The organism is Actinomadura sp. RB99 (assembly GCF_014706005.1).
Taxonomy (GTDB): Bacteria; Actinomycetota; Actinomycetes; order Streptosporangiales; family Streptosporangiaceae; genus Spirillospora.
Map to the genome: position 1 here is coordinate 34150 of NZ_JABMCA010000018.1, position 21953 is coordinate 56102.

Below are 21953 nucleotides of genomic sequence, written 5' to 3' on the forward strand. Positions count from 1 at the left end.
ACATATATCCGCGCTGGTTGTTTTGGCATCCTCCCCGTCATATCGGCGGGGATTTCAGGCTGACCCGGCGGGTCTGGCTGAGGTTCACGGTTCATCGCCCCGCCCAACGGCTGGAGGGCTCCCCGCACTGCCACCGCATTGCCCTGCGGCGATGACGCATATGTTGCGCGCCGCGTTCACGTCGGCGTTGTCGGTGTACCCACAGGATCTGCACCGGAAGCGCGCTTGGCTCTCGCGGGATCTTCGGTCCACGGTCCTGCACTCCGAACAACGCTGACTGGTGAACCCGGGACTGACTCGTACAACACGCCCGGCTGCCTTTTGTTCCAGCCGCCGAGCGAAGGCACCCCACATACTGTTTCGGATGGCCTTGTTAAGGCCTGACTTCTGACTCACGTTGCGCCCCGGGGCTGCGCGGGTGCCACGCGCCGAGCGCGTCATGGCCATCACATTGAGGTCTTCCAAGGCGATCCGGTCGAACCGTCGCGCCAGATCGGTGGTCACCTGCTCCACCCAGTCCCGACGGCGATCAGCCGCCCGCGCCTCAAGGCGGGCGATTTGAGCTTTCAACTTGGTACGACGCCTCGAGCCGGACCTCGACCGGGCGAGTCGTCGTTGGAGTCGTAACAGCCTCTCCGCCTCTTTGCGAGAGAGACGTGGAGCGCAGAGCAACTCAGCAGTGCAGAGAGCTGCCGATACGGTAACGCCGCGGTCGACACCCACGCTCGAACCGTCCGCCGGTCCGCGGACCGGATCAGGAATGTGCGCGAAGGCAAGGTGCCAACGTCCCGCTCGGTCGCAGGTCACACGGAACGATCTGGCTCCCTCAGGCACCGCTCGCGACCAGCAGAAGCGAACCCACCCGACCTTCGGAATCTTCACCTCACCAGTACGCCGTGACAAGCGCCGCACATCGTCGGGCTTGACTCCGACGATGCGAAAACCCTCATGCCGCCCAGCCTTGCGCCAGGTGGGGCGACCGTGAGTGCCGTTGAAAAAATTCGCCAGCGACCGCGAAAAATCCCTCAGCGCCTGTTGTTGGACCACTGCCGAGCCGGAACGCAGCCAGGGAAATTCTGCGCGCGCCTCGGAAAGCTGGCGGCATTGCTCAATGAACGCCGGCGCGGCGCGTCGGCCGGGCCTCCAGTGCCCGTGCTGCTCGACCGCCAGGTTCCACACGAACCGGGCATGGCGACATTGCTCCAGCATGACGTTCACTTGAGCGGAGGTGGGCCGCAAGCGGTAACGAGACACGCACGGGAGGTTACACAGGGGCACCGACAAAACTGTGAGCGCAGCCGGGGGGCGGCCTGGGCGATGCCGGGGGCGGCGAGGACGCCGGCCGTCAGGCCGCCGGCGACGAGGAAGGATCTCCTGCTCAGGGGGCGTGCGAGTTCGGCCATGGGGGGCGGTGACCTTTCGGAGGTTGTCCGGGGTGATCGCCGGAAAGCCTCATCGCGGCCGATGACCGTGGGGCACCGCGCGGATGACGTCCACCGCAACAGAGATGATCTTTTACGTCCCGCGGGCGAGCGCGGGCAGGCGGTGCTACGCTGGCGACTTACGAACTGCGCACAACAAACCGCATCCTATGAATAGGAGTGTAGCCGAGGCATGGGACTCCGTCAAGCCGAATCTGTCAAGCCCGCCGGCGCGGAAGCCGCCCGGCAGGCCGCCGTGCGCACCGAGCAGGAGTACGTGAACCGCCTGTACGGGCGGCTGGACGAGGAGCGGAGCCGGGCCGAGGCGGCGCTGCGGCAGGGCCCGGCGGCGGGCGGCGGGAGCGTGCTGCAGGCCCGGGTGGAGAGCGCCGTCGTGACCGAGGAGGCCGCGCGGCGGCTGGCCCGGCTGAACGGGGTCGAGGAGGGGCTCTGCTTCGGCCGCGTCGACCACGTCGCCGATGCCGACGGCCCCGGCGACACCTTCTACATCGGCCGGATCGGGCTGCGCGACGCCGAGCACGAGCCGATGCTGATCGACTGGCGCGCGGCGGCGGCGCGCCCGTTCTACACCGCGTCCCCGGGGGCGCCCGGGACGGTCGCGCGCCGCCGCCACCTGCACCTGCGGCACCGCGAGGTCGTCCGGCTGGACGACGAGGTGTTCGACCTGGAGGGGCTGGACGAGGCCGAGCGCCGCGGCCTCGTCGGCGAGGCGGCGCTGCTGGCCACCCTCCGCCGCGGCCGCACGGGCCGGATGAGCGACGTCGTCGCGACCATCCAGGAGGAGCAGGACCAGGTCATCCGGTCGGCGCTGCAGGGCGTGCTCGTCGTGCAGGGCGGGCCCGGCACAGGCAAGACCGTCGCCGCGCTGCACCGCGCCGCCTACCTCCTCTACACGCACCGCGACGTGCTGGAACGGCGCGGCGTGCTCATCGTCGGCCCGAACGCGACGTTCCTGCGCTACATCGAGCAGGTCCTCCCCGGGCTCGGCGAGACGGACGTCGTCCTCGCCACGGTCGGCGAGCTGCACCCGGGGCTGAAGGCGACCGCGGCGGACGAGCCCGCCGTCGCCGTCGTGAAGGGCTCCGAGCGGATGGTCCGGTTCGTCGAGGCCGCCGTCGCCGACCGGCAGTGCGCCCCGCCGGACGGCCTGCGCGTCGAGTACGACGGCCTGACCCTGCGCGTGGACGCGGCGAAGTGCGCGGCCGTCCGGGACGCCGCCCGCGGGCTGCGGCTGCCGCACAACGTGCAGCGGCGGCGGTTCGTCCACGACCTGCTGGAGGCCCTCGCCTACGACCGGGCCGAGCAGTACGACCGGATCATGGACGAGCCGCTCGACGAGCTGACCAGGTCCGGCCAGCTGCCCGGCTGGCTCCAGGAGCTGATCGACGAGTCCGCCGACGAGCCGCTGCTGGACGAGACGGACCTGCGCCTGGCCAAGGAGGCGCTCTGGCACGACCCCGCCGTCCGCGGGGCGATCGACGCGCTGTGGCCGGAGCTGACCCCCGAGCGGCTCCTGTCCGACCTGTACTCCGACCCGGAGCGCCTCGGCCGCGCCGCCGCCGCGGCCGGCCTGGACCCCGCCGAAGCGGCCCTCCTGCGCCGCCCCGCCGGCGCGCCCTGGACGGTCTCGGACGTCCCGCTCCTCGACGAGGCCGCCGAGCTGCTCGGCAAGGACGACTCCGCCGAGCGCGCCCGCCGCCGCGCCGCCGACGCGGCCCGCGCCGAGGAGGCCCGCTACGCCGCGGAGGTCATGCAGACGACCGGCGGCACCGACATGATCCCCATCGAGGACCTGATCTCCGCGAGCGAGCTGGCCGAACGCCACGGCGACGGCGGCCCGCCCCTCACCACCGCGCAGCGCGCCATGGCCGACCGCCAGTGGGCCTACGGCCACGTCATCGTCGACGAGGCGCAGGAGCTGTCGGAGATGGCCTGGCGGACGGTGATGCGCCGCGTCCCGACCCGTTCCCTGACCGTCGTCGGCGACATCGCGCAGACCGGCAGCGCGGCGGGCGCCGCGTCCTGGGGGCAGATGCTCGACCGGTACGTCCCGGGCCGCTGGCGGGAGCAGCCGCTGATGGTGAACTACCGCACGCCCGCCGCCATCATGCGGGTCGCGTCCGAGGTCCTGGCGGCCGTCGCCCCGGGCCAGACGCCGCCCGAGTCCGTCCGCGACGACGGGCCGCCGCCCCGCGCGGTCGAGCTGCCCGTCGACGGGCTGCCCGGGCTCGTCGCCGAGGAGCTGGCCGCGTTCGGCGACGGCGCGGAGGGCCGCCTCGCGGTGATCACGTCGGCGGCCCGGCACGCGCGGGTCCGCGCCGTCCTGCCGGACGCCGCGGTCGGCGCCACGCCCGAGGCCCTCGACTCCCCCTCGGTCGTGCTGACCGCCGAGGAGGCCAAGGGCCTGGAGTTCGACTCGGTCATCGTCGTCGACCCGGCGGGGATCCTCGCCGAGTCCCCGAAGGGCGGCCAGGACCTCTACGTGGCCCTCACCCGCCCGACCCGCCGCCTGACGATCGTGCACGACGGCGACCTGCCGCCGCTGCTCAGCGGGAGCCTCGCAGCCGGGTGAGGGTCTCGGTCAGCTCGGCGGTGATGACGCGGCCGGCGGCGGCGGGGTCGCCGGCGCGGATCGCCTCGACGAGGGCGGCGTGCGCGGCGCGGCCGTGCGCCTCGTCGGACGCCCGGACGTCGACCAGGGCGACCAGGTCGAGGAGGCCGGCGCGCAGCACCGGGACGAACTCGGCGTGCAGGTCGACCAGGACGGGGTTGTGCGCGGCGGCGATCACGGCGGCGTGCAGGGCGATGTCGGCGTCCAGGAAGTCCTCCAGGGACGGGCCGGCGAACGCCTCGTCGCGGGCGGCGAGGGCGGCGTCGAGCGCGGCGAGGTCGGCGTCGGTGCGGCGCTCGGCGGCCAGCTCGGCGGCGCGGACCTCGATCATCATCCGGATCTCGTAGACGTCGGTGACGGAGGCGCGGCGGAGCCGGGCGGCGAAGTCCTCGTCCGGTTCGGTGGCGGTGACGAAGACGCCGGCGCCCTGCCGGGCCTGGACGAGGCCGGCGCCGGCGAGGGCGCGCAGCGCCTCGCGGACGGTGGAGCGGCCGACGCCGAGCTCCCTGGCGAGCGTGGTCTCGCCGGGGAGCCGGGTGCCGACCGGCCAGGAGCCGTCGGTGATCTGGTCGCGGAGCCGCTGGGCGGCCTGCTCGACGAGCGGGCTGCGGCGGAGCGGGCCGAGCGGCATGCGGTGGTGTCCTTTCCGGGCGGGCATCCTACGCTAGCGCCTCCCGCGTACCGCTCAGCTTGTCTGAGGAGCTGAGGTGTGGCTAGAGTGGCCGGCATGGCGTGGCAGGCCCTCCTTCTCGGCCGCCGCGGCGGGGCCTGATCCGACCGGCACCCCGCCGCGGGGTCAGGTGCTGCCGGTCGTCCGGCAACGGCGAGGAGACCGCCATGAACGAGCCCACCAGGACCGCCTTCCCCACGCTGCGCACCCCGTCCGGCCCCCTGGCCGACGGCGCGCCCTTCTGGAACCCGCAGCGCGGCAGCGCCATGCCGTCGCACCGGTACCGGTCCGTCCACGACCGGGTGCCGTCGCCCGTGCCCGAGATCGAGCGGACCTGGCCGTCGCGGCGGATCGAGCAGGCGCCGCTGTGGGTGCCGGTCGACCTGCGCGACGGCAACCAGGCGCTGGCCGAGCCGATGGACCCGGCCCGCAAGCGCCGCATGTTCGACCTCTTCGTGACGATGGGGTTCAAGGAGATCGAGGTCGGCTACCCGTCGGCGAGCCGGACCGACTTCGACTTCGTCCGGCACCTGGCGACGTCGGGCGCCGTCCCCGACGACGTGACGCCCGTGGTGTTCACGCCCGCGCGCCGCGACCTGATCGAGCGGACGTTCGCGTCCATCGAGGGCATGCCGCGCGCGGTCGTCCACCTGTACACCGCCACCGGGCCGGCGTGGCGCGACGTGGTGCTGCGGCAGGACCGCGACGGAGTCCGCGGGCTGATCCTGGACGGGGCGGCGGACGTCGCGCGGCTCGCCGGGGACCGCCCGGGCGTGCGGTTCGAGTTCTCGCCCGAGACGTTCAACTTCACCGAGCCGGAGTACGCGCTGGAGGTGTGCGACGCGGTCACGGAGCTGTGGGACGCCTCCCCGGACCGCCCGGTCGTGCTGAACCTGCCGGCGACCGTGGAGATCGCGACGCCGAACGTGTACGCCGACCAGATCGAGTTCATGCACCGGAACGTGGCCCGGCGGGACGCGGTGATCCTGTCGGTGCACCCGCACAACGACCGCGGGACGGGCGTGGCGTGCGCGGAGCTGGCGGTGCTGGCCGGCGCGCAGCGGGTCGAGGGCTGCCTGTTCGGCAACGGCGAGCGGACCGGGAACGTCGACCTGGTCACGCTCGCGCTGAACCTGCACGCGCAGGGCGTCGACCCCCGCGTGGACTTCGCCGACATCGACGAGATCCGGCGCACGGTGGAGCACTGCAACCGGCTGCCCGTCCACGAGCGGCACCCGTACGGCGGCGACCTCGTGTACACCGCGTTCTCCGGCACCCACCAGGACGCGATCTCCAAGGGGATGGCGCACCACGCCGCGCGGGCGGCGGAGCTGGGCGTCCCGGCGGAGGAGGCGCCGTGGGAGGTGCCGTACCTGCCGATCGACCCGGCCGACGTGGGGCGCGGCTACGAGGCGGTCATCCGGGTGAACAGCCAGTCGGGCAAGGGCGGCATCGCGTACCTGCTGCGCACCGGGTACGGCCTGGAGCTGCCGCGCCGCCTGCAGATCGAGTTCTCGCGGGTCGTCCAGCAGGCGACGGACGGCAGCGGCGAGGAGATCACCGCCGCCGAGCTGTGGGAGCTGTTCCGCGCCGAGTACGTCGACCGGGCGGGCCCGGTCGCGCTCACCGGATGGCGGACGTCCCACACCGGCCCCGGCCGGCACGACTTCACCGGCGTGCTGCGCGTGGACGGCCGCGAGGAGGAGTACACCGGGTCCGGAAACGGCCCCCTGGCGGCGCTCGCCGACGCGCTGGCGGCCGCGGGCGTGAAGGTGGACGTGCTGCAGTACACCGAGCACGCGACCGAATCAGGCCACGACTCCCCCGCGGTCGCCTACGCCGAGTGCCGCGTCGACGGCGTGGCGAGCTGGGGTGCCGGGCGCGACACGTCCGTCCTCACCGCGTCCGTGCGGGCGGTGCTGTCGGCCGTGAACCGCGCCAAGGCCGGCTAGTCGCGGCGCCGGAGCGGGCGCCGCCAGGACAGGCCCGTCCCGGGGATGCGGAACGTCATCTCGCGGCGCCCGTCGGCCGACCGGCTGTATCGGGCGCCGCGAACCCCGACACTGTGCCCGACGCCCCTCTTCGAGAAGTTGAGGCGGAAAGGCCCCTTGCGTAGCGATTTCCGGTAACTCCAACCCATGATCGGCAGGATGCCCGGCCGGTGGGCCGGAAACGTCCGGCCCCTGTCCGGACGGTCCGGGATCCGCATTAGGGACGGTCCCTCTCGTCCGGCTCCCGGGACGCAAGAGCAATTCGTGCCCAAATCCGGCCGGAGTTCGCCGGAGCGGCGCCCTTTACGCGGCGCCGCTCCGCGAGGAGCCTGTGCCCCCGTAGAGATCATCCGCTCATACGGAGGTGCGGGTTGGCCAGGCGATCCCTGAGACGGACCCGGCGGACGGCGGCGCTCGCCGTGCTCACCGGCGCGGCGGTCGCCGTCGCCGGCGGCGGCGCGACGGCCATGGCCCGGACCGTCCCCAAGATCGTGGTGAAGGACGGCGTCACGCAGCCGGTCTTCTCCTACAAGGACGCGATCCGCGAGCACGTGTACGTGCAGTCGAGCGTCGACAGCGACCGGGACGGCAAGCCGGACCGCATCAATGTCGACATCATCCGGCCCAAGGAGACCGAGCAGGGCCTCAAGGTGCCGGTCATCATGGACGAGAGCCCGTACTACGACAACGTCGGGCGCGGCAACGAGAGCGAGAAGAAGACCTACGACGCCAACGGGAACCCGGTGAAGTTCCCGCTGTTCTACGACAACTACTTCGTCCCGCGCGGCTACGCGTTCCTCGCGGTGGACATGGACGGGACGACCCGCTCGGACGGCTGCCCGGTCAGCGGCGGCCCGTCCGACGTCCTCGGCGGCAAGGCCGTCGTCGACTGGCTCAACGGCCGCGCCAAGGCGTTCAAGGCGGACGGCACCCCGGTCAAGGCGACCTGGACGACCGGCCACACCGGCATGATCGGCAAGTCGTACGACGGGACGCTCGCCAACGGCGTCGCCGCGACGGGCGTGCGGGGGCTCGACACGATCGTCCCGATCTCCGCGATCAGCAGCTGGTACGACTACAGCCGCATGAACGGCGTGAAGTACTGGACGGACGAGCAGCCCGGCCTCGCCGACGTCGTCGACACCGACCCGCCCGAGAAGTGCGCCGCGGTCAACGCCGGTCTCGACGAGGGCGAGGACGACGCGACCGGGAACTACAACGCCTACTGGAAGACGACGAACTACCTGCGCGGGACCGTCACGCACGTCGGCGCCGTGCACGCGAGCATCTTCGCCGTCCACGGCGTCAACGACCTCAACGTCAAGGACAACCAGTTCGCGCAGTGGTGGCAGGCGCTCGCGCAGCGCGGCGTCACCCGGAAGGTGTGGCTGCACCAGCGCGGCCACGTCGACCCGTTCGACATCCGCCGCGACGACTGGGTGAACACGCTGCACAAGTGGTTCGACCACGAGCTGATGAAGATCCCCAACGACGTGCTGAAGCAGCCGCGCGCCGACATCGAGGTGGGCCCGGACCAGTGGATCACCCAGTCGGACTGGCCGGCGAAGGGCGCGCGGACCACCGTCCTGCGGCCCGGCGCGGACGGCTCGCTCGGTGACCGCCGCGCCGCGACGGGCACGACCGCGTCGTTCACCGACGCCGCCGGCCCGCAGGACCTCGGCTACACCGAGGGCGACATGGTCTCGGACCCGACGACCGCGAAGCCGTTCCGGCTCGCGTTCACGTCGGGCCCGCTGCAGCAGACGGGACGGCTGTCCGGCACCCCGGACGTGCGGCTGTCGGTCAAGCTCGACAAGCCGACCTCGAACGTGACCGCGCTCCTCGTCGACTACGGCACCGACACCCGCGTCGACTACCTCGGCGACGGCTCGGGCATCACGACCCTGACCACCGAGGACTGCCACGGCGAGAGCGCACCGGGCGACGACGCCTGTTACAAGCAGACCAAGGTCGCCACGGTCACCTCGGACGTGAACGTGGTCGGGCGCGGCTGGCTGGACGTGCAGAACGCCTCGTCCCTGAGCGACCCGAAGCCGGTCACGCCCGGCAGGTACTACGGCATCCGCTGGCAGACGCTCAGCCAGGAGTACATGCTCAAGAAGGGCCACCGCCTCGCGCTGGTGCTGGCCGGGACCGACGCCGACAACAACACCGAGACGCCGACCGGCGCGACGGTCACGGTCGACCTGTCGGCCAGCTCGATCCGCTTCCCGGTCGTCGCCGGGCAGGACGGGGCGAGCGCGCTGGACATCCCCGCGCCGAAGACCGCCTGGCACGGGCCGTCCAACGTGACCCTGCCGCGCCAGGACCGCACGCTGTACTGATCCGCCCCATCTCCGGACCGGTGAGGCCGCCGCACCCGCACCTCGGGCGCGGCGGCCTCGCCACATCCCGCGCCCGGCGGGTTCAGCGGGGCGCGGCCTCGGCCGGGCGTTCCACGGGCAGGGGCGCCTCCACGCTGAGGACGAAGCCGTCGCCGGTCCGCTCCGCCGTCAGCACCCCGCCCCGCGCCGCGACGCGCTCGCCGAGGCTGGGCAGGCCGATGCCGCCCGGCCCCGCCCGTTCCACCGCGGGGACGGCGGGCGGCCCGTCCACCCCGTCGTTGGTGAGCCGCAGCCGCGCGACGCCGTCGATGACGGCCGCCTCGATCGAGCAGCGGGTGGCGCGGCTGTGCCGCAGGATGTTGGTGACCCCCTCGCGCAGGACGGTCGCGAGGACGGTGTCGAGGTCGGCCGGCAGGTCCGCGACGTCCACCGCGTGCGCGACCTCGATGCCCACCGCGGCGAGCGTCGCCCGCGCCTCCCCCGCCTCCGCCGCGACCGACATGTCCCGGTAGCCGCTGGTCACGCCGGTCATGTCGGCGAGCGCCAGGCGGGACATGCCGAGGGCCTCCGCGAGCTGGCGGCGGGCCTCGTTCGGCCTGGCGGCCGTGAGGCGGGCGGCCACCTCGTTCTTCACCACGACCGTGGACAGGCTGTATCCGAGCAGGTCGTGCAGGTCCCGGGAGAACCGCAGCCGCTCCTGTGCGACCGCCGCGGCGGCCATCTCCTCGCGCGCGTCCTGCAGCGTCGCGGTGAACCCGGCCATCCGCGCCAGGCCGTACACCAGGGCCGCGCGTTCGGCCGTCCAGACCACGAAGTAGACGGTGCCCCAGTGCGCGGTGCCCCAGATGCCGAACGGGACGTCCTGGCAGACCAGCAGGGCGGCGACCGGCCACCGCAGCCGGCGCCCCAGCAGCACCGCCGCCGCGCCCGGCAGGAACGGCAGGACGGCCCAGGTCGTCGGCCCGTAGAACGGCATCGGCGCGAACGTCAGGACGACCAGCCCGCCGAGGACCCCGTACCGCCGCACGGCGCCCAGCGGACGCCCGTACGCCCGCAGGCACCCGTACACGTACAGCGCGGCGTAGGCGGCGAGCAGCAGCACGAACAGCGCCGACGACCATGCGGAGTGCCCGCCGCGCGCCAGGAACCGCAGCGGATACGGGACGATCATCAGTCCGAGCGTCGCGGCGCCCAGCCCCGCGACCGTCCGGGCCGTGAGGTCCCCGGCGACGGTCCGCGCCCGCGCCGGCTCGGCCGGGCCGTCCAGCCGGGCGAGGTACTCGTGGGCGACCCGGCGGGTCGTGGCGAGGGCCGTGCGGGCCCCGCGCACCCCGTCGTCCAGCAGGTCGCGCGCCTCGTCCGGTCGCTCCCCGATCAGCGTGAGCGCGTGCTCGCCCCGCTCGATCGTCCCGGCCAGCGCGACGCCGATGTTCTCCTGGAGCCGCCGTGTGAACGCCAGCCGCTCCCGGGCGACCCGCGCCGCGGGCAGCGCCCGAAGGGTCTCCTCCAGCGCGGCCACCAGGTCGGCCAGCCGCGCCATGCCGTAGACGGCGACGCCGACGAACGCGGCCTGCCCGACGAGGAAGTACAGGGCCTCGGCGACCGTGGGGCGCTCGGCCAGCGACAGCGGCAGGTCCGCGGCGAGCACCGCGCCGAACCCGGCCCACGCGAGCCGTCCGGGACGGACGAGCAGCAGGACCGCCCCGCACAGGAACCCGACGTTTCCGTACCAGGTCGACGAGTACCAGATCATCGGGACGGACGTGAGGACGGCCTGCGCGGCCAGCGTCCACCGCCAGCCGGCGGGCCTGCCGCCGTCCAGCCGCCGCACGCAGTTGCGCAGGTGCAGCGCGAGCAGCGCGGCGAGCAGCACCAGCGGCACGACACGCCGGGACGGCGGCATGCCGGACGTCATGATCCCGACGAACCCGCCGAAGAAGAACCCGATCGTCACGATCGCGATGACGGCCTGCGCCACCCGCGGGACGACGGCCGCCACACGCTGCATGGCGGAAATCTACCCTTACCTTGGGCAATGTCCGGGTTTGATCGCTATAGGGTGACCCGCTGCCCCGGGTCGAGCAGGTGGAACCCGCCGGCGAACCCGGCGAAGGCCGCCGCCAGGGTGTCGCGCCCCTGCGAGAAGTGCGCCCAGCCCTCGAAGTGCAGCGGGACGACCCGCCGGGCGCCGAGGATCGCGGCGGCCTCGGCCGCCCCGGCGCTGCCCAGCGTCAGCTCGCCGTCCAGCAGCGGCGTGCGGGCGGCCCCGGCGAACAGCAGCGCCACGTCGAACGGCGCGAACCGCGCCGCGATCTCCCGCACCACGTCCAGGGACGCGTTGTCGCCGCTCACGTAGGTGGTGGGCAGCCCGTCGCCGGTCAGCACGAACCCGGTGACCGGGCCGGTCAGGTGCTCGGTGCCGTCCGGACCGTGCAGCGCGGGCACCGCGGTGATCCGCAGGACTCCCCCGCCGGGGCGCGCCAGCTCGGCGTCCTCCCAGGTAGGCAGCGCGCGGACGGTGCCGCCGAGCCGGTCCGCGGCCGCCTGCGTGGACAGCGTCAGCGGCGCCCGCGCCACGTAGGCGCGCCCCCCGTCGTCCAGGTTGTCGGGGTGCTGGTCGTGCGAGAGCAGCACCGCGTCGACCGGCCCGACCTCGTCCGGCCCGGCGACCGCGTCCATCGTCTTGGTCAGCGCCCGGTCGCCGACCGGATGCTCGCCGGCCGCGTCGAACGTCGGGTCGACCAGCAGCCGCAGGCCGCCGGTCTCCAGGACCGCCGTCGGCCCGCCCAGATACCGGACCGTCAGGGACTCGGTCATCGCCCTCACCTCATGATCGTCGTCGGCACGCGTCCGATCATGAAAGCCGGCGGGCGCGCCGGGAATTCCCGGGTCAGGACCGGTTCCCGGTGTCCTTGCTGGGCTGCACCCGCTTCGGCTCGCCCGGCATCTTCGGGGTGCCGTTGCCGTGAACGCTGTGCTCACCAGGGAAGACGCAGGTGACTTGCGAGCGACACGAAGCGGGTTATCTGGCGGGTTTGGCTCTACCGCGGAAGCGGCCCCATCCGGTGCTACCAACACCGGACGGGGCCTAGGAGCAACGCCTACACAGGAGGCGCGCCCCATGGGCACACATCGTTTCATGTCCGCCTGCCGGCTGCAGATCACGATCTGCGCGACCGAGGACCGGAGCGCCACGGACGGGAAGTCGTCGACGTGGCCGAACGGCGAGCCGAAGTCCGTCAGGGACGCGGCCGACCGCAAGGGCGGTAAGTGATGAACCGCCCGGAGCTGCACGACGAGACCGTGAAGTTGATCCTCGCGGTCCTCGAGGGAATCGCGATCCCGTACGCGTCGACCGTCGCGCACGACGAGACCCGCACCCGCGTTCTGCACGACCGGCTCATCCACGTCCAGGTGATGCTTGAGAGCCTGCTCGGGTCGGCGTGCCCGAACGTCGACGACGCCGTTTCGCACCTCAACGAGAAGCTCGCCGAGCACCCGCCGGTCGGTTACATCTCGCAGAAGCAGGCGCACCGGCGCATCAAGGCGGGCGCCACGTGGTCGGAAGCCGTCTCCCTCGACTACCGGGACCAGGAGGGCGACCGATGACCGCCGTCATGCCGGAGCGGCCGGCGGCCCCGACGCTGCAGGAGCGGATCAATGCCGCGCTCGAGCCGTTCTTCCGTGAGGCCGCGTTCCACGCGAAGTTCAGCGACAAGCTGTGGAACGCGCTGGTGTCGCCCCAGGAGACGACCACCGACCTGACCATCCGCGGCGTCCCCGTGACGCTCACCGCGGCGCCCGGACCGATGGACCGGGAGTGCATGGTCCGGACGAAGGACCGGCTGTACTCGCTCCGTCTGTGGGCGGGCGCCCGCATCCACGTCGATGCCTCCGGCCGTGTCGACGTCGACCCCCAGTTGGAAGGTGCCGCATGAACCGCACGACGACGATCGCTCACCGCGCGTCGGTGGCTCTCATGGGGCTCGGGGTCCTGGTCGCGACGCTGGACGGTTTTCTCCAGTCGTACGCGGGCCTGCGGCACTGGGCCCGGGAGCAGCACCTCCACGGCTGGAAGGAGAACACCTTCCCCTTGCTGGTCGACCTGTTCGTGCTCGTCGGCGAGATCGGGCTGCTGGTCCTGTCGCTGGAAGGGTTCCGCCTGACCCGCAAGGGCCTGGCATGGCTGGACATGGCGCTCCCGTTCGGTCTCGCGGCCGGCGGGTGGGGCGTGTCCCTGGCGTTCAACGTCGGCGCGGTTCACGGGACCAGCGAGCAGATCACGGCGGCGGTCGCACCCGTCGCGAGCATGCTGGGCCTGCTCGTCCTGCTGCGGACGGTGCACCGGCTCATCCTGCGCACCGAGCAGGACCAGGCGCGCGTGCGGGCATCGGTCGGCGCTCCCGTCGACGACGAGGGCGCAGCGAACGGCTACGCGCTGTGGGAGACGCTCGAGGACGCTCCCGCGCTGGACGGCGGCCCGGTCGTGACGCCGGACCCGCTCGAGGACTGGTACGACGAACCGGCGAAGTGGGAGCGGTGGCCGCTGCCGGAGCTCCCCGCCGGCGACGACCAGGCCCACGACGACGGCGACCAGGACGAGCCGGAGAGCGACGACGAGCCGCCCGTACCCGACGTACCCGCCGATGTACTCGCGCGGGCGCGTCAGGAGTTCTCCGAGCACCTGCAGAGCGGGCGCGTCCCGGGTGTGCGGCCGATCCGTGAGGCCCTGGGCTGCGGTCAGGCCCGCGCCCAGCAGGTACGGGACTACCTCGCCGTACTCGTCACCCAGTAACCCCCGTGACCAGGCCCCGGGCCAGCTTTGGACGGCCCGGACCCGGGGCCTGGTCCTCCCTCACACAGGAGGAACAACCATCATGTCTCAGCGCAGGGGTACCCGGCGAGGTACCCGTACCCGGCGGACGCGCAGGCGCGCGACCGTGCTGGATCTGCTCATGGTCGCGGGCATCGTCGGCGGCGGGGTGTACCTGCTGCTGACGTACCTGCTCGCCGTGCCCGTACCCGTCGCGACGGGCGCCGGGCTGATCGGCGCCGGCTTCTACGTCGGGACCACCGTGCGGACGCCGCGGTTCCGGTCCCCGATCACCTGGAGGCGGGGCCGGTGACGATCTCGACGACTCCCCGCCCGATCCGCCGTGACCCGTCGCTGTGGCGGCGCCTGGTCGCCGTGCTGCGCGGCCTGGTCGGCGTCCTGGTCGCGGTCCTGCGGGTCACCGTGGCGGCGCCGGCGGCGCTGCTGTCCGCGCTGTTCGGCACCCCGCCCGGGTGGCTGCGCAGGTTCGGCCGCCGCATCGCCGACCGGTACCGGCTCGGCTACTACGACGCCGAGGACGTGACCGTCGTCGACGCCAAGGACGCGCCCGTCATCGACCCCGAGGAGGCCCGGTGAGCAAGGACCGGATCCCCGAGCTCGCGAACATCCCGTTCACGGGTTCCAAGTCCATCACCGAGTACTCGCAGGCGGGCCGGTCGATCTGCCGGGACCTGACCATCGAGTTCGAGCTCGCGTCCGAGGAGGTGTACGCGGCGCTGGTCGGGTCGCAGAAGGGGAACCCGCTGCTGTTCGGGGTGGACGTGCGGCTCCGGGCGCGGCGGGTGAAGAAGCGTCTGCAGCGGGCCGGGGAGCACACCAAGGCCGCGGGCGCGGAGATGGTCCGGTTCCACGCGCAGTTCCGCAAGGAGTTCGCGGACGTGCTGAATCCGCCGCGCAAGCCGACCCGTAACTTCGACTTCAAGGACGACTGACCATGTCGACGAAGCAGATCGCGCTCACCGAGGAATCGTCGTGGGAGCGGGTGAAGGCCGCGCAGGCGTCCAAGCTGATGACGCTGGCTCCGCCGTGGCTGCTGTGGCCGCTGATCGCCGGAGTCGGGACGGCGCTGCACGCGCTGTTCGGGCGCGGCTCGGCGGTGGCCTGGTCGGCGATCGGGCTCACGCTCGGGTCGGTGTTGCTGACCGGCGTGACGTGGCTGGTCGCGCACGAGCGCGGGTTCCTGGGGCGCGGGTCGGCGACCGCGACCACTGCGGCGGTGTCGATGTGGGTCACGGCGTGCTCGGTCGCCGGGTTCACTCAGCCGGTGATCCTGTGGTTCTGGGTCGCCGGCGGGCTCGTCACGGCCGCGGCGTGGAACATCCGCACGGTGATCCGCTCGAGGCAGGGCGCCCAGGGTGTCAATGACGCGCTGGCGTTCCTGTTCGATGCCAACAAGGACAAGGCCAACCTCGACGGCGCCCGCATGGCGACGGTGAAGGCCGGCGACCGCAAGATCGAGGCGGCGATGGCGCTGCCCGCCGGTGAGAAGGTCGTCGCCGACATCCAGAAGAAGACCGAGCACATCGAGGGCGCGATGGGCCTGCCTCCGGGCACGATGACGGTCGCGCCGAACATGGACCGGGCGGACCTCGCGCACGTCACGCTCTCGGACCCGCGGCTCATGCGGGAGCCGATCGGGTGGCCGGGTCCGTCCCGGCCGGGCGGGTCGATCGCCGAGCCGCTGCGGCCGGCGGTGTGGCAGGACGGCGAGGACGTCGAGCACATCCTCATCGGGCACCACCTGCAGGCGATGGGCAAGACCGGCGCCGGCAAGTCGATCGGCGCGGCGTGGAACTACATCGCGGAGATCGTCACCCGCCATGACGCCGCGGTGTTCGCAGCCGACATCACCAAGGGAGAGCAGAGCTTGGGGCCGCTGCGTCCCGCGCTGCACCGGTTCGAGACGACCAAGGGCGGGGTGCGGTCGCTGATCAACGACATGCACGCCCAGCTCAAGCCGCGTACCGACTGGCTGTCGGCGCGGGGGTTCGCCAACTGGGAGCCGGGCTGCGGCCTGACCTACCAGATCGGATGGTTCGAGGAGGTCCCGGACATCTTCGATGCCCTGGGCGACAAGGGGACCGAGACGTTCCTCAAGCTGCTTAAGGCGATCCGGTCCGCCGGCGGGTCCATCATCCTGTCCCTGCAGCGCTCCGACTGGAGCCAGATGCCGACGGTTGCGAGAGGGCAGTTGGCGCACCTCACGTTCGGGGTCGCCAACTCCCAGGACGCGGCGTTCGGGCTGTCGGAGGCTCAGGACGACGCAGGCGCCCGCCCGGAGCTGTGGGGGTCCTCTCAGCCCGGCATGGCCTACCTGGACGCTCCCAGCATCGACAGGGCCCGTATCGCGATGCCGCTGCGCACGTTCGCATGGTTGAAGCCGGACGGCGTCACGCCCGACACCGACGCGCTCAGGGCGCACGCCGAGCAGTGGCCGGCGGCGGCCAAGACCATCGACGAGTTCACCGCGGCCATCGCGTCGTCGCGGGTATCACCTCCCACTGTGAAGGACAGCGACGACGACCCCGACGACATCGACCGCGACGACTGGACGCCGACCGTCGACACCGAGGACCCCGACCCGGAGGTGACCGGCGACATCGACGACCCGATCACCGACGACCCCGAGGACCAGGAATTCACGTTCTCGCGGCCCGCCGAGCGGCTCAGCGCGGCGGAGCTGCGGACGGCGGTACTGAGCCAGTGCTCGACGTGGCTCGACGAGGGACGCGAGGACTTCGCCACCAAGGACCTCGCGCCGGTCTGGACGGCGGCCGGCGCGTCCCGTCAGACGGTGCAGCGGCTTCTGCGCAAGCTCCGCGAGGAGGGCGTGCTCGGATACGACGACGAGGCGCAGCGGCACACCCTGTTGCGGCGCCCGGCGCCCATACCCGCCTAGCGCGCACGGCTGCGCGTGGGCTCCGCGCGCACCCATGTTGATCATGCTGCAACACGGGTGCCCACGCGGGTGCAACACGGGGGTGCACGCCCTGGTGCAACACAGGGTGCGCACCCCCGTTGACCTGTATATCCCTCCCCCAGCCCCCGCCCGGGTGCAACACCACCCAAACGGGATCCACCCCATGCCACCCGGGGACCGTCAATCGACGTGTGGCGCCTCGCCGCTCAACCCGTGGTCGATACGGCGCCGCAACGCCGGATGGATCTCGTACTCGCCGAGCTCGTCCGGGTCGACCCACCGCACCGCGGACGCCTCATCGGTCGTCGTCAGCTCCCCGCCGATCGGGCGGGCGTGAAGACACACGTTCACCGGCTGCCGGACCTCATCGACCCGCCCACCCTTGATGTACTCGATGACGTGATCAGGTGTGGTGAACACACCGACCAGGCCCGTGACCTCAATGACGATCCCGGTCTCTTCCTGGCACTCCCGGATCCCGCACTCGGTGATCGTCTCGCCCTTCTTCAACCCGCCGGTCGGGATCGTCCACAGCCCGTTATCGGGACGCTGCAGCATCAGCACCCGCCCGGCGCCGTCGCGGACGAGCACCGACGCGGACGGCTTGCGGCTGGTCGGCTCCGGCGCGTCCGGGTCCTGCCAGTGGTCGACGCGCTTGGTTCGCTTGCTCACCGGTCCTCGCCTCCGTCCAGCGGCCTCGCCGACGCCCACACCCGCTCGAACGACTCCAGGTAGGTACCGAAGTACGCGCCATCCACACGGCGGATATGCATCGTCGGGGTGTACGCAGCGAGGATCCCGTAGACGTGGCTGTTGACGATGGCCTCGTCATCGAACCGGTAGATCGAGTTGTAGAGCGGGGTGTCATGGAGCCGGATCTCCGCGACCCCGGCAAGGGGCCGGTAGTACGACAGGACCGCGGCGACCCGCCCGGCGACGCCCCCGCCGATCTGCTTCTCACCGTCCCGCGCCCTGAGTTGTTCCCCCTCCGGGTCGCCGAGCAGAAGCCGCACCCGGGCGCCGGCGGCGGCACGCTCACGAAGCAGCGGGATCCAGTCGGGATGCTCCTCCGTCAGGAACAGGCCCGCGTACGCGAGGTAGTCCACGTTCCGTTCAGCCTGGCGAAGCAGCTCCGTCCACAGATGCTTCGGGACGTCCTGACGGCGCGGCCACGTCGACACCAGCTCCGCACCCGTCAGCGACGCCTTGTCGACGGCGTTCGGCCACAGGTACGACTCATCCTCTTGGAGGATCGCCGACACCCGGTAGCGGGTCCGCGGGTACGGGACGACCTCGCCGCGGATCCACCGCTCAACGCTCTTGACGCTCACCTCGGCCGCGCCGGCGAGGCTCTCCATGTCCAGTCCTCGCCGCAGCATCGCGCGCCGGAGTCGCTCGTTCATCTGGCGATACTGACACCAGCGGACATCTGGCGGCATACCCGTGGCCGCAAGATGTCGGTAGATGTCTTGCGGTGTCATCGCCCTGGGTGTGGCTCGCAAAGCAGTGTGTGACCCATGGCACAGACCATGCCGACCGGCGACGCTGAGGGGATCCGGGCGCAGCTCCGGGAGGAGTTCCCCGAGTGGTCGTTCATCATCTCCACGAAGAACCGGTGGTGGGCGTCCCACACCGTCACCAGTGAGACGCTCGGCCGCGACGCGCTCGAGGCGGACTCTCCGGAGGAGCTCCGGGAGCTGCTCCTCGCCAAGACCAGGCGGGGCGGCGCACGATGAGCGGGGGGAGGGTCAGCGGCGGTCCCGGCGTGCCAGGCCCCGCGGTCGCTGACCCAAACTCCCGCCTGATCGACGTGGAAGGCGGCGCCGGCGTCTACACCGGCAGCGTCCGCGGCACCGGCGAGATCATCGCCGTCGTCTACCAGACCGGCCAGCCCGGATGGTGGCGCGGCATCGTCCGCAAGAACCGCGTGAGGGAGCTCTACCTCCCCACGCTCACCGACCCAACCGCGGTGGTGGAACGGTTCCTCACCTGAGACAGCCGCGACCCCTGGGGCGGTCTGAACCCCCGAGCCCCAGGGGTCGCGGTGCCAGACCCCCGGACCAGCGGCCCAGGTTCGGGGGTCGCTTCATGGAAGGGGTACACGCTGTCGTGTACCCCTTGGCGGGCCTGGCGAGGTATCCCCACACCCCGCCAGCTTGAGCCCGGCGAGGTGTCGGTGCGGCCCCTCCGTACGGGTCTGGGGGATCGTCAGTCGACACCGCAAGCGGCGTACCACTCGTCCAGCGGAGTGCGCGCCCCAGTGTCCGCCAGCCGCTCGAGAGGCGGCGGTGCCGGGAAGCCGAGCAACCGGGCGAGCTCCTGCAGCCGCTCATACGACCGGGCCGCGCCGCGGTCCCCTAGCCGGTGCTGCCACCCAGCAACCGGCGCCGTCATGACGAGCTCGTCAACCAGCGCACCGCGGTCCGCTGTCTCGCCCCTACGCCGCATCCCGCCCCCTGCACAACTCGTCCATCTCCCTCGCCGACAGCCCACGCTCCGCAGCCCACGCCCGTTTCGCAGCGCAGTACCGGCCCCACAGCCGCCCGCCGAGCACCGCCCACTCCTCACCCGGCAGGACGTCACCAGGACGCAGCCAATCGGCCGTTCGGAACCGTCTCAACGGCTCTGGAGGCCGCTTTCCGGCGTCTTCCGGGGCGTTCCGGCGCCTCATGACACCGGCCTCATCCGGTACGGGCCGCGGACACCGACACGGCGCTGTGGGCGACGGGGCCGCGCGGTCTGCTGCTCGTCTCCCTCCTCGCCGGCCGGGAGCCGCAACGCAGCCGACAGCCGCGCCAAAGCGATGCGGGTCTGCCTCGCCTCCACCGCAGCCGGATGCACACGGCGCCCGCCACCTGCGGTTTCAACCATCAGCCCGTCCTTGCGGACCTGCGCGTCAAGGTCGTCCAACAGGTCGACCGTCCGGACCATCTCCCGCAGCAGAGCGAGCTCATGCTCCTCGAGCTCGTACTCGCCGAGCACCTCAGACCACAGCCGCCGGCCGGACGAACCGGTCCCGGACGGTGCCCGCGGCACCTTCCCATCAGCCATGACCGGCACCTCCGTTCGTTTCAGGGTCCAGCGAGGGGCGGGCGTAATACCCTGCCGGGCTCGTCTTTGGAACGGCGCGGGGGTTGGCCCCAGGTGGGTTAGAGGAGCCCCGGGTGCTGCTCTGGTGGCCGCTTGCGGGGTCGGCGCTTGGCGTTGCGGGCTGCGGCTCCCTGCTGTGCTGTGCGGCGCCTGTGGTGCGTTCTGCAGAGGGCTCTGAGGTTGGGTAGGGAGTGGTCGGTGGGGTCGCCGATGTGGTCGCACTCGAGGTCGTTGGGGTTGCCGCAGACGTCGCCGGCGGCGCTGATCGGCCACTGGCAGACGCGGTCGCGGTTGAGTACGGCCTCGACTCTGGCGGGCCAGTCGACGGGTCGTGGTGCGCTGCGCCACTGGCCTGCGGCCTCGACGCGGTCGCGTGGGTTGTCTTGGATGCGTCGTCCCATGCCATGCCCTCCGAGGTGGCGGTGATGGGGCCGACCGTGCACCTGGTGGTGAGCGGTCCGACCGACCATGCGGTGTACGGTGCGCCGGCGGTGATGGTCACGGCTGCTCCTGCTGCTTGGCTTGAAGTGCCTCGAACTCTGCGCGCCACATGCCGTGGTCGTTGGCCCATCGGTCCTGTGCCATGCGCTGCAACTCCCGGGCCCTGAGTCCGCGGTAGGTGACGCTGTCCTCGACCAGGTGGAGCCAGTCCTCATCGCGGTAGACGAGTAGGTGAGGTGGGATCGCAGGCTCGGTCACGTCGTCTCCGCTGGCTGGTCGAACGACTCGGCGGGTACGTCGATGTCGGCAGGCTGGTAGCGGTCCCACCACGACGTGATGGCTTCCTGAGTCCAGCCCGGTCGGCTGTCCGCGGCGGCGCGTGCGAGTGCTTCCTCCGCAGGGGTGGCCAGCACCACGACCCGCGCGCCGAGACGCTCGGCGACCGCGGCCCGCTTGTCCGGCTCGGCGAGTGACCGGATCACCCATGTGCGGCGCGGCATCGCGGCGGCCCGGTCCTCCAGCGCGCGGCGTACGTCCTTGGCCATGGCGCGGACGTGGCGCGGGTGGTCGTGGTGGGAGTGGGAGCCGAGCGTCCGACAGATCTGGTCGAAGTCGAGTATCTGATCACCGGGCCGCGCGTGCTGCTTGACCCACGTCGACTTCCCGGCGGCCGGTGGGCCGCACACGAGGATCACGTCACCGGGCATCGCTGCCCCCTGCTGTGGTGGGGACGGCCGGGCCCCGTGGCCCTGAGAGCCGGCCGTCCCCACGCCTGGTGACCGCGACACGGTGAGGGGAAAGGAGGTCGAAACCCTCGCCGTGTCCGCCTCCTCTCGGGGGCCTAATCCGAGCGGTCATGCCCCGTAGGTGCCGTTCTGCGCTTCGCGGGTCATCTCGGCGAACGCCTGATTCGCCGTCTGCTGCGTCTGCGTCCCGCCACCGGGGTTCAGGTGGGAGACGTCCGCGCCGTCCGGCGGAGCGGCGGCCGTGACCCGCTGGACGTCGGCGGGGCTCATGCCCTCCATCTCCGGCGGCCGGTGCACGCCGGTCTCGATCGCCTCCATGGTGCGGCGCTCGCGGGTGTCGACGTTCTGTAGGTGGACGAGCTCGTCGACCACGGGCTTGAGGTCAGGGCGGGCCTGGTCGACGTAGGCGCGGACGACTTCGCCCCAGCCGGATCCGAGCATCCGGTCGCCGGCGCGCTGCCACCCGGCGTCGAACAGTGCGCGCTGCAGGATGTGGTCGCCGTGGCGGATCGCCTGCCCCATCATGATCTGGGCTTCCGCTCCGGTCTTGATGTCCCGGACCCGGTCGGCTGCGTCCCGCATGGACAGCGACGCACCCACCGAATCGGGGTAGTCGGCGGACAGGTCGAACAGCTTGCGCTCGAGCTCGGCGCGCCGTCCGCTGTAGGTCTGCTGCGCAGCCTGCTTGATGGCCTCAATGTCGTTGAGGGCCTGCTGGCGGGCGACCGCCATCGCCTGCCGCTTGCCTTCCGCGGACAGGGTGATGTCGGAGCGGATCAGCTTGATGCGCCGGTTGTAGGCGTCCTGCCGGCGCCGGATCTTGTTCATGGAGTCTTCGTCGATCGGCACGCCGGCGCCCTCCT

The 21953-nt window shown here is 72.0% G+C and carries 23 protein-coding genes; 13 read left to right on the top strand and 10 right to left on the bottom strand.

Annotated features, from left to right (window positions below):
- Window positions 1-1614: 1614 nt before the first annotated feature.
- Complete coding sequence (locus amrb99_RS18395; protein ID WP_190857336.1) at window positions 1615-4014, top strand: helicase; 2400 nt, start codon at window positions 1615-1617, stop codon at window positions 4012-4014.
- On the opposite strand, the gene amrb99_RS18400 is transcribed toward amrb99_RS18395, so the two are convergent.
- Complete coding sequence (locus amrb99_RS18400) at window positions 3989-4684, bottom strand: FCD domain-containing protein (protein ID WP_190857338.1); 696 nt, start codon at window positions 4682-4684, stop codon at window positions 3989-3991. The two genes, amrb99_RS18395 and amrb99_RS18400, sit on opposite strands and share 26 nt — an antisense overlap.
- A 305-nt stretch (window positions 4685-4989) precedes the next feature.
- Between amrb99_RS18400 and leuA the strand changes: the two genes are divergently transcribed.
- On the top strand, window positions 4990-6675 hold the full coding sequence (leuA, locus tag amrb99_RS18405) for a 2-isopropylmalate synthase (RefSeq protein ID WP_190857571.1): 1686 nt from the start codon (window positions 4990-4992) through the stop codon (window positions 6673-6675).
- Here leuA and amrb99_RS53200 read toward each other — a convergent pair.
- Window positions 6672-7064: a DUF4236 domain-containing protein gene (locus amrb99_RS53200; protein ID WP_347256734.1), complete on the bottom strand. Its 393-nt coding sequence runs from the start codon at window positions 7062-7064 to the stop codon at window positions 6672-6674. The two genes, leuA and amrb99_RS53200, sit on opposite strands and share 4 nt — an antisense overlap.
- A gap of 21 nt (window positions 7065-7085) precedes the next feature.
- Here amrb99_RS53200 and amrb99_RS18415 point away from each other — a divergent pair, with 21 nt between their 5' ends.
- Window positions 7086-9059 carry a Xaa-Pro dipeptidyl-peptidase gene (locus tag amrb99_RS18415; protein ID WP_241755667.1) on the top strand — a complete coding sequence of 658 codons (1974 nt, stop codon included), beginning with the start codon at window positions 7086-7088 and terminating at the stop codon, window positions 9057-9059.
- Window positions 9060-9141: 82 nt separating this feature from the next.
- On the opposite strand, the gene amrb99_RS18420 is transcribed toward amrb99_RS18415, so the two are convergent.
- A complete protein-coding gene (locus tag amrb99_RS18420; RefSeq protein WP_190857342.1) occupies window positions 9142-11067 on the bottom strand; it encodes a histidine kinase in 1926 nt (641 codons plus the stop codon).
- A 44-nt stretch (window positions 11068-11111) separates the two neighbouring features.
- Complete coding sequence (locus amrb99_RS18425; RefSeq protein ID WP_190857344.1) at window positions 11112-11876, bottom strand: MBL fold metallo-hydrolase; 765 nt, start codon at window positions 11874-11876, stop codon at window positions 11112-11114.
- Between the two features lie 304 nt (window positions 11877-12180).
- On the opposite strand from amrb99_RS18425, the gene amrb99_RS18430 reads away from it, so the two are divergent.
- The 8 genes from amrb99_RS18430 to amrb99_RS18465 all read left to right on the top strand — a co-directional run bounded on the left by amrb99_RS18430 (window position 12181) and on the right by amrb99_RS18465 (window position 16792).
- Window positions 12181-12333: a hypothetical protein gene (locus amrb99_RS18430; RefSeq protein WP_190857346.1), complete on the top strand. Its 153-nt coding sequence runs from the start codon at window positions 12181-12183 to the stop codon at window positions 12331-12333.
- On the top strand, window positions 12333-12668 hold the full coding sequence (locus tag amrb99_RS18435) for a hypothetical protein (RefSeq protein WP_190857348.1): 336 nt from the start codon (window positions 12333-12335) through the stop codon (window positions 12666-12668). The genes amrb99_RS18430 and amrb99_RS18435 overlap by 1 nt, the downstream gene beginning before the upstream one ends.
- Window positions 12665-12997 (top strand): hypothetical protein, encoded by a 333-nt coding sequence (locus amrb99_RS18440; RefSeq protein WP_190857350.1) that lies wholly within the window; start codon window positions 12665-12667, stop codon window positions 12995-12997. The genes amrb99_RS18435 and amrb99_RS18440 overlap by 4 nt, the downstream gene beginning before the upstream one ends.
- A complete protein-coding gene (locus amrb99_RS18445; RefSeq protein ID WP_190857352.1) occupies window positions 12994-13854 on the top strand; it encodes a DUF2637 domain-containing protein in 861 nt (286 codons plus the stop codon). The genes amrb99_RS18440 and amrb99_RS18445 overlap by 4 nt, the downstream gene beginning before the upstream one ends.
- A 145-nt stretch (window positions 13855-13999) precedes the next feature.
- A complete protein-coding gene (locus amrb99_RS18450; protein WP_190857355.1) occupies window positions 14000-14185 on the top strand; it encodes a hypothetical protein in 186 nt (61 codons plus the stop codon).
- A complete protein-coding gene (locus amrb99_RS18455; protein WP_190857357.1) occupies window positions 14182-14469 on the top strand; it encodes a hypothetical protein in 288 nt (95 codons plus the stop codon). Before amrb99_RS18450 ends, amrb99_RS18455 begins: the two co-directional genes overlap by 4 nt.
- Window positions 14466-14825, top strand: a complete 360-nt coding sequence (locus tag amrb99_RS18460) for a hypothetical protein (RefSeq protein ID WP_190857359.1) — start codon at window positions 14466-14468, stop codon at window positions 14823-14825. Before amrb99_RS18455 ends, amrb99_RS18460 begins: the two co-directional genes overlap by 4 nt.
- A gap of 2 nt (window positions 14826-14827) precedes the next feature.
- Window positions 14828-16792 carry a hypothetical protein gene (locus amrb99_RS18465; RefSeq protein WP_190857361.1) on the top strand — a complete coding sequence of 655 codons (1965 nt, stop codon included), beginning with the start codon at window positions 14828-14830 and terminating at the stop codon, window positions 16790-16792.
- A 201-nt stretch (window positions 16793-16993) separates the two neighbouring features.
- Here amrb99_RS18465 and amrb99_RS18470 read toward each other — a convergent pair whose 3' ends face one another.
- Both amrb99_RS18470 and amrb99_RS18475 read right to left on the bottom strand, forming a co-directional pair.
- Window positions 16994-17485, bottom strand: a complete 492-nt coding sequence (locus tag amrb99_RS18470) for an NUDIX domain-containing protein (RefSeq protein WP_190857364.1) — start codon at window positions 17483-17485, stop codon at window positions 16994-16996.
- On the bottom strand, window positions 17482-18216 hold the full coding sequence (locus tag amrb99_RS18475) for a helix-turn-helix domain-containing protein (protein ID WP_206699999.1): 735 nt from the start codon (window positions 18214-18216) through the stop codon (window positions 17482-17484). Before amrb99_RS18475 ends, amrb99_RS18470 begins: the two co-directional genes overlap by 4 nt.
- 114 nt (window positions 18217-18330) lie before the next feature.
- Here amrb99_RS18475 and amrb99_RS18480 point away from each other — a divergent pair, with 114 nt between their 5' ends.
- Both amrb99_RS18480 and amrb99_RS18485 read left to right on the top strand, forming a co-directional pair.
- On the top strand, window positions 18331-18549 hold the full coding sequence (locus amrb99_RS18480; RefSeq protein WP_190857366.1) for a hypothetical protein: 219 nt from the start codon (window positions 18331-18333) through the stop codon (window positions 18547-18549).
- A gap of 74 nt (window positions 18550-18623) precedes the next feature.
- A complete protein-coding gene (locus amrb99_RS18485; RefSeq protein WP_190857369.1) occupies window positions 18624-18806 on the top strand; it encodes a hypothetical protein in 183 nt (60 codons plus the stop codon).
- Window positions 18807-19480: 674 nt separating this feature from the next.
- Here amrb99_RS18485 and amrb99_RS18490 read toward each other — a convergent pair.
- The 4 genes from amrb99_RS18490 to amrb99_RS18505 form a co-directional block, all read right to left on the bottom strand.
- A complete protein-coding gene (locus tag amrb99_RS18490) occupies window positions 19481-19864 on the bottom strand; it encodes a terminase (protein ID WP_190857371.1) in 384 nt (127 codons plus the stop codon).
- Window positions 19865-20401: 537 nt separating this feature from the next.
- Window positions 20402-20602: a hypothetical protein gene (locus amrb99_RS18495; protein WP_190857373.1), complete on the bottom strand. Its 201-nt coding sequence runs from the start codon at window positions 20600-20602 to the stop codon at window positions 20402-20404.
- Window positions 20599-21051 carry an AAA family ATPase gene (locus tag amrb99_RS18500; RefSeq protein ID WP_190857376.1) on the bottom strand — a complete coding sequence of 151 codons (453 nt, stop codon included), beginning with the start codon at window positions 21049-21051 and terminating at the stop codon, window positions 20599-20601. Before amrb99_RS18500 ends, amrb99_RS18495 begins: the two co-directional genes overlap by 4 nt.
- Before the next feature lie 147 nt (window positions 21052-21198).
- Window positions 21199-21939 (bottom strand): hypothetical protein, encoded by a 741-nt coding sequence (locus amrb99_RS18505; RefSeq protein ID WP_190857379.1) that lies wholly within the window; start codon window positions 21937-21939, stop codon window positions 21199-21201.
- Between the last annotated feature and the right edge of the window lie 14 nt (window positions 21940-21953).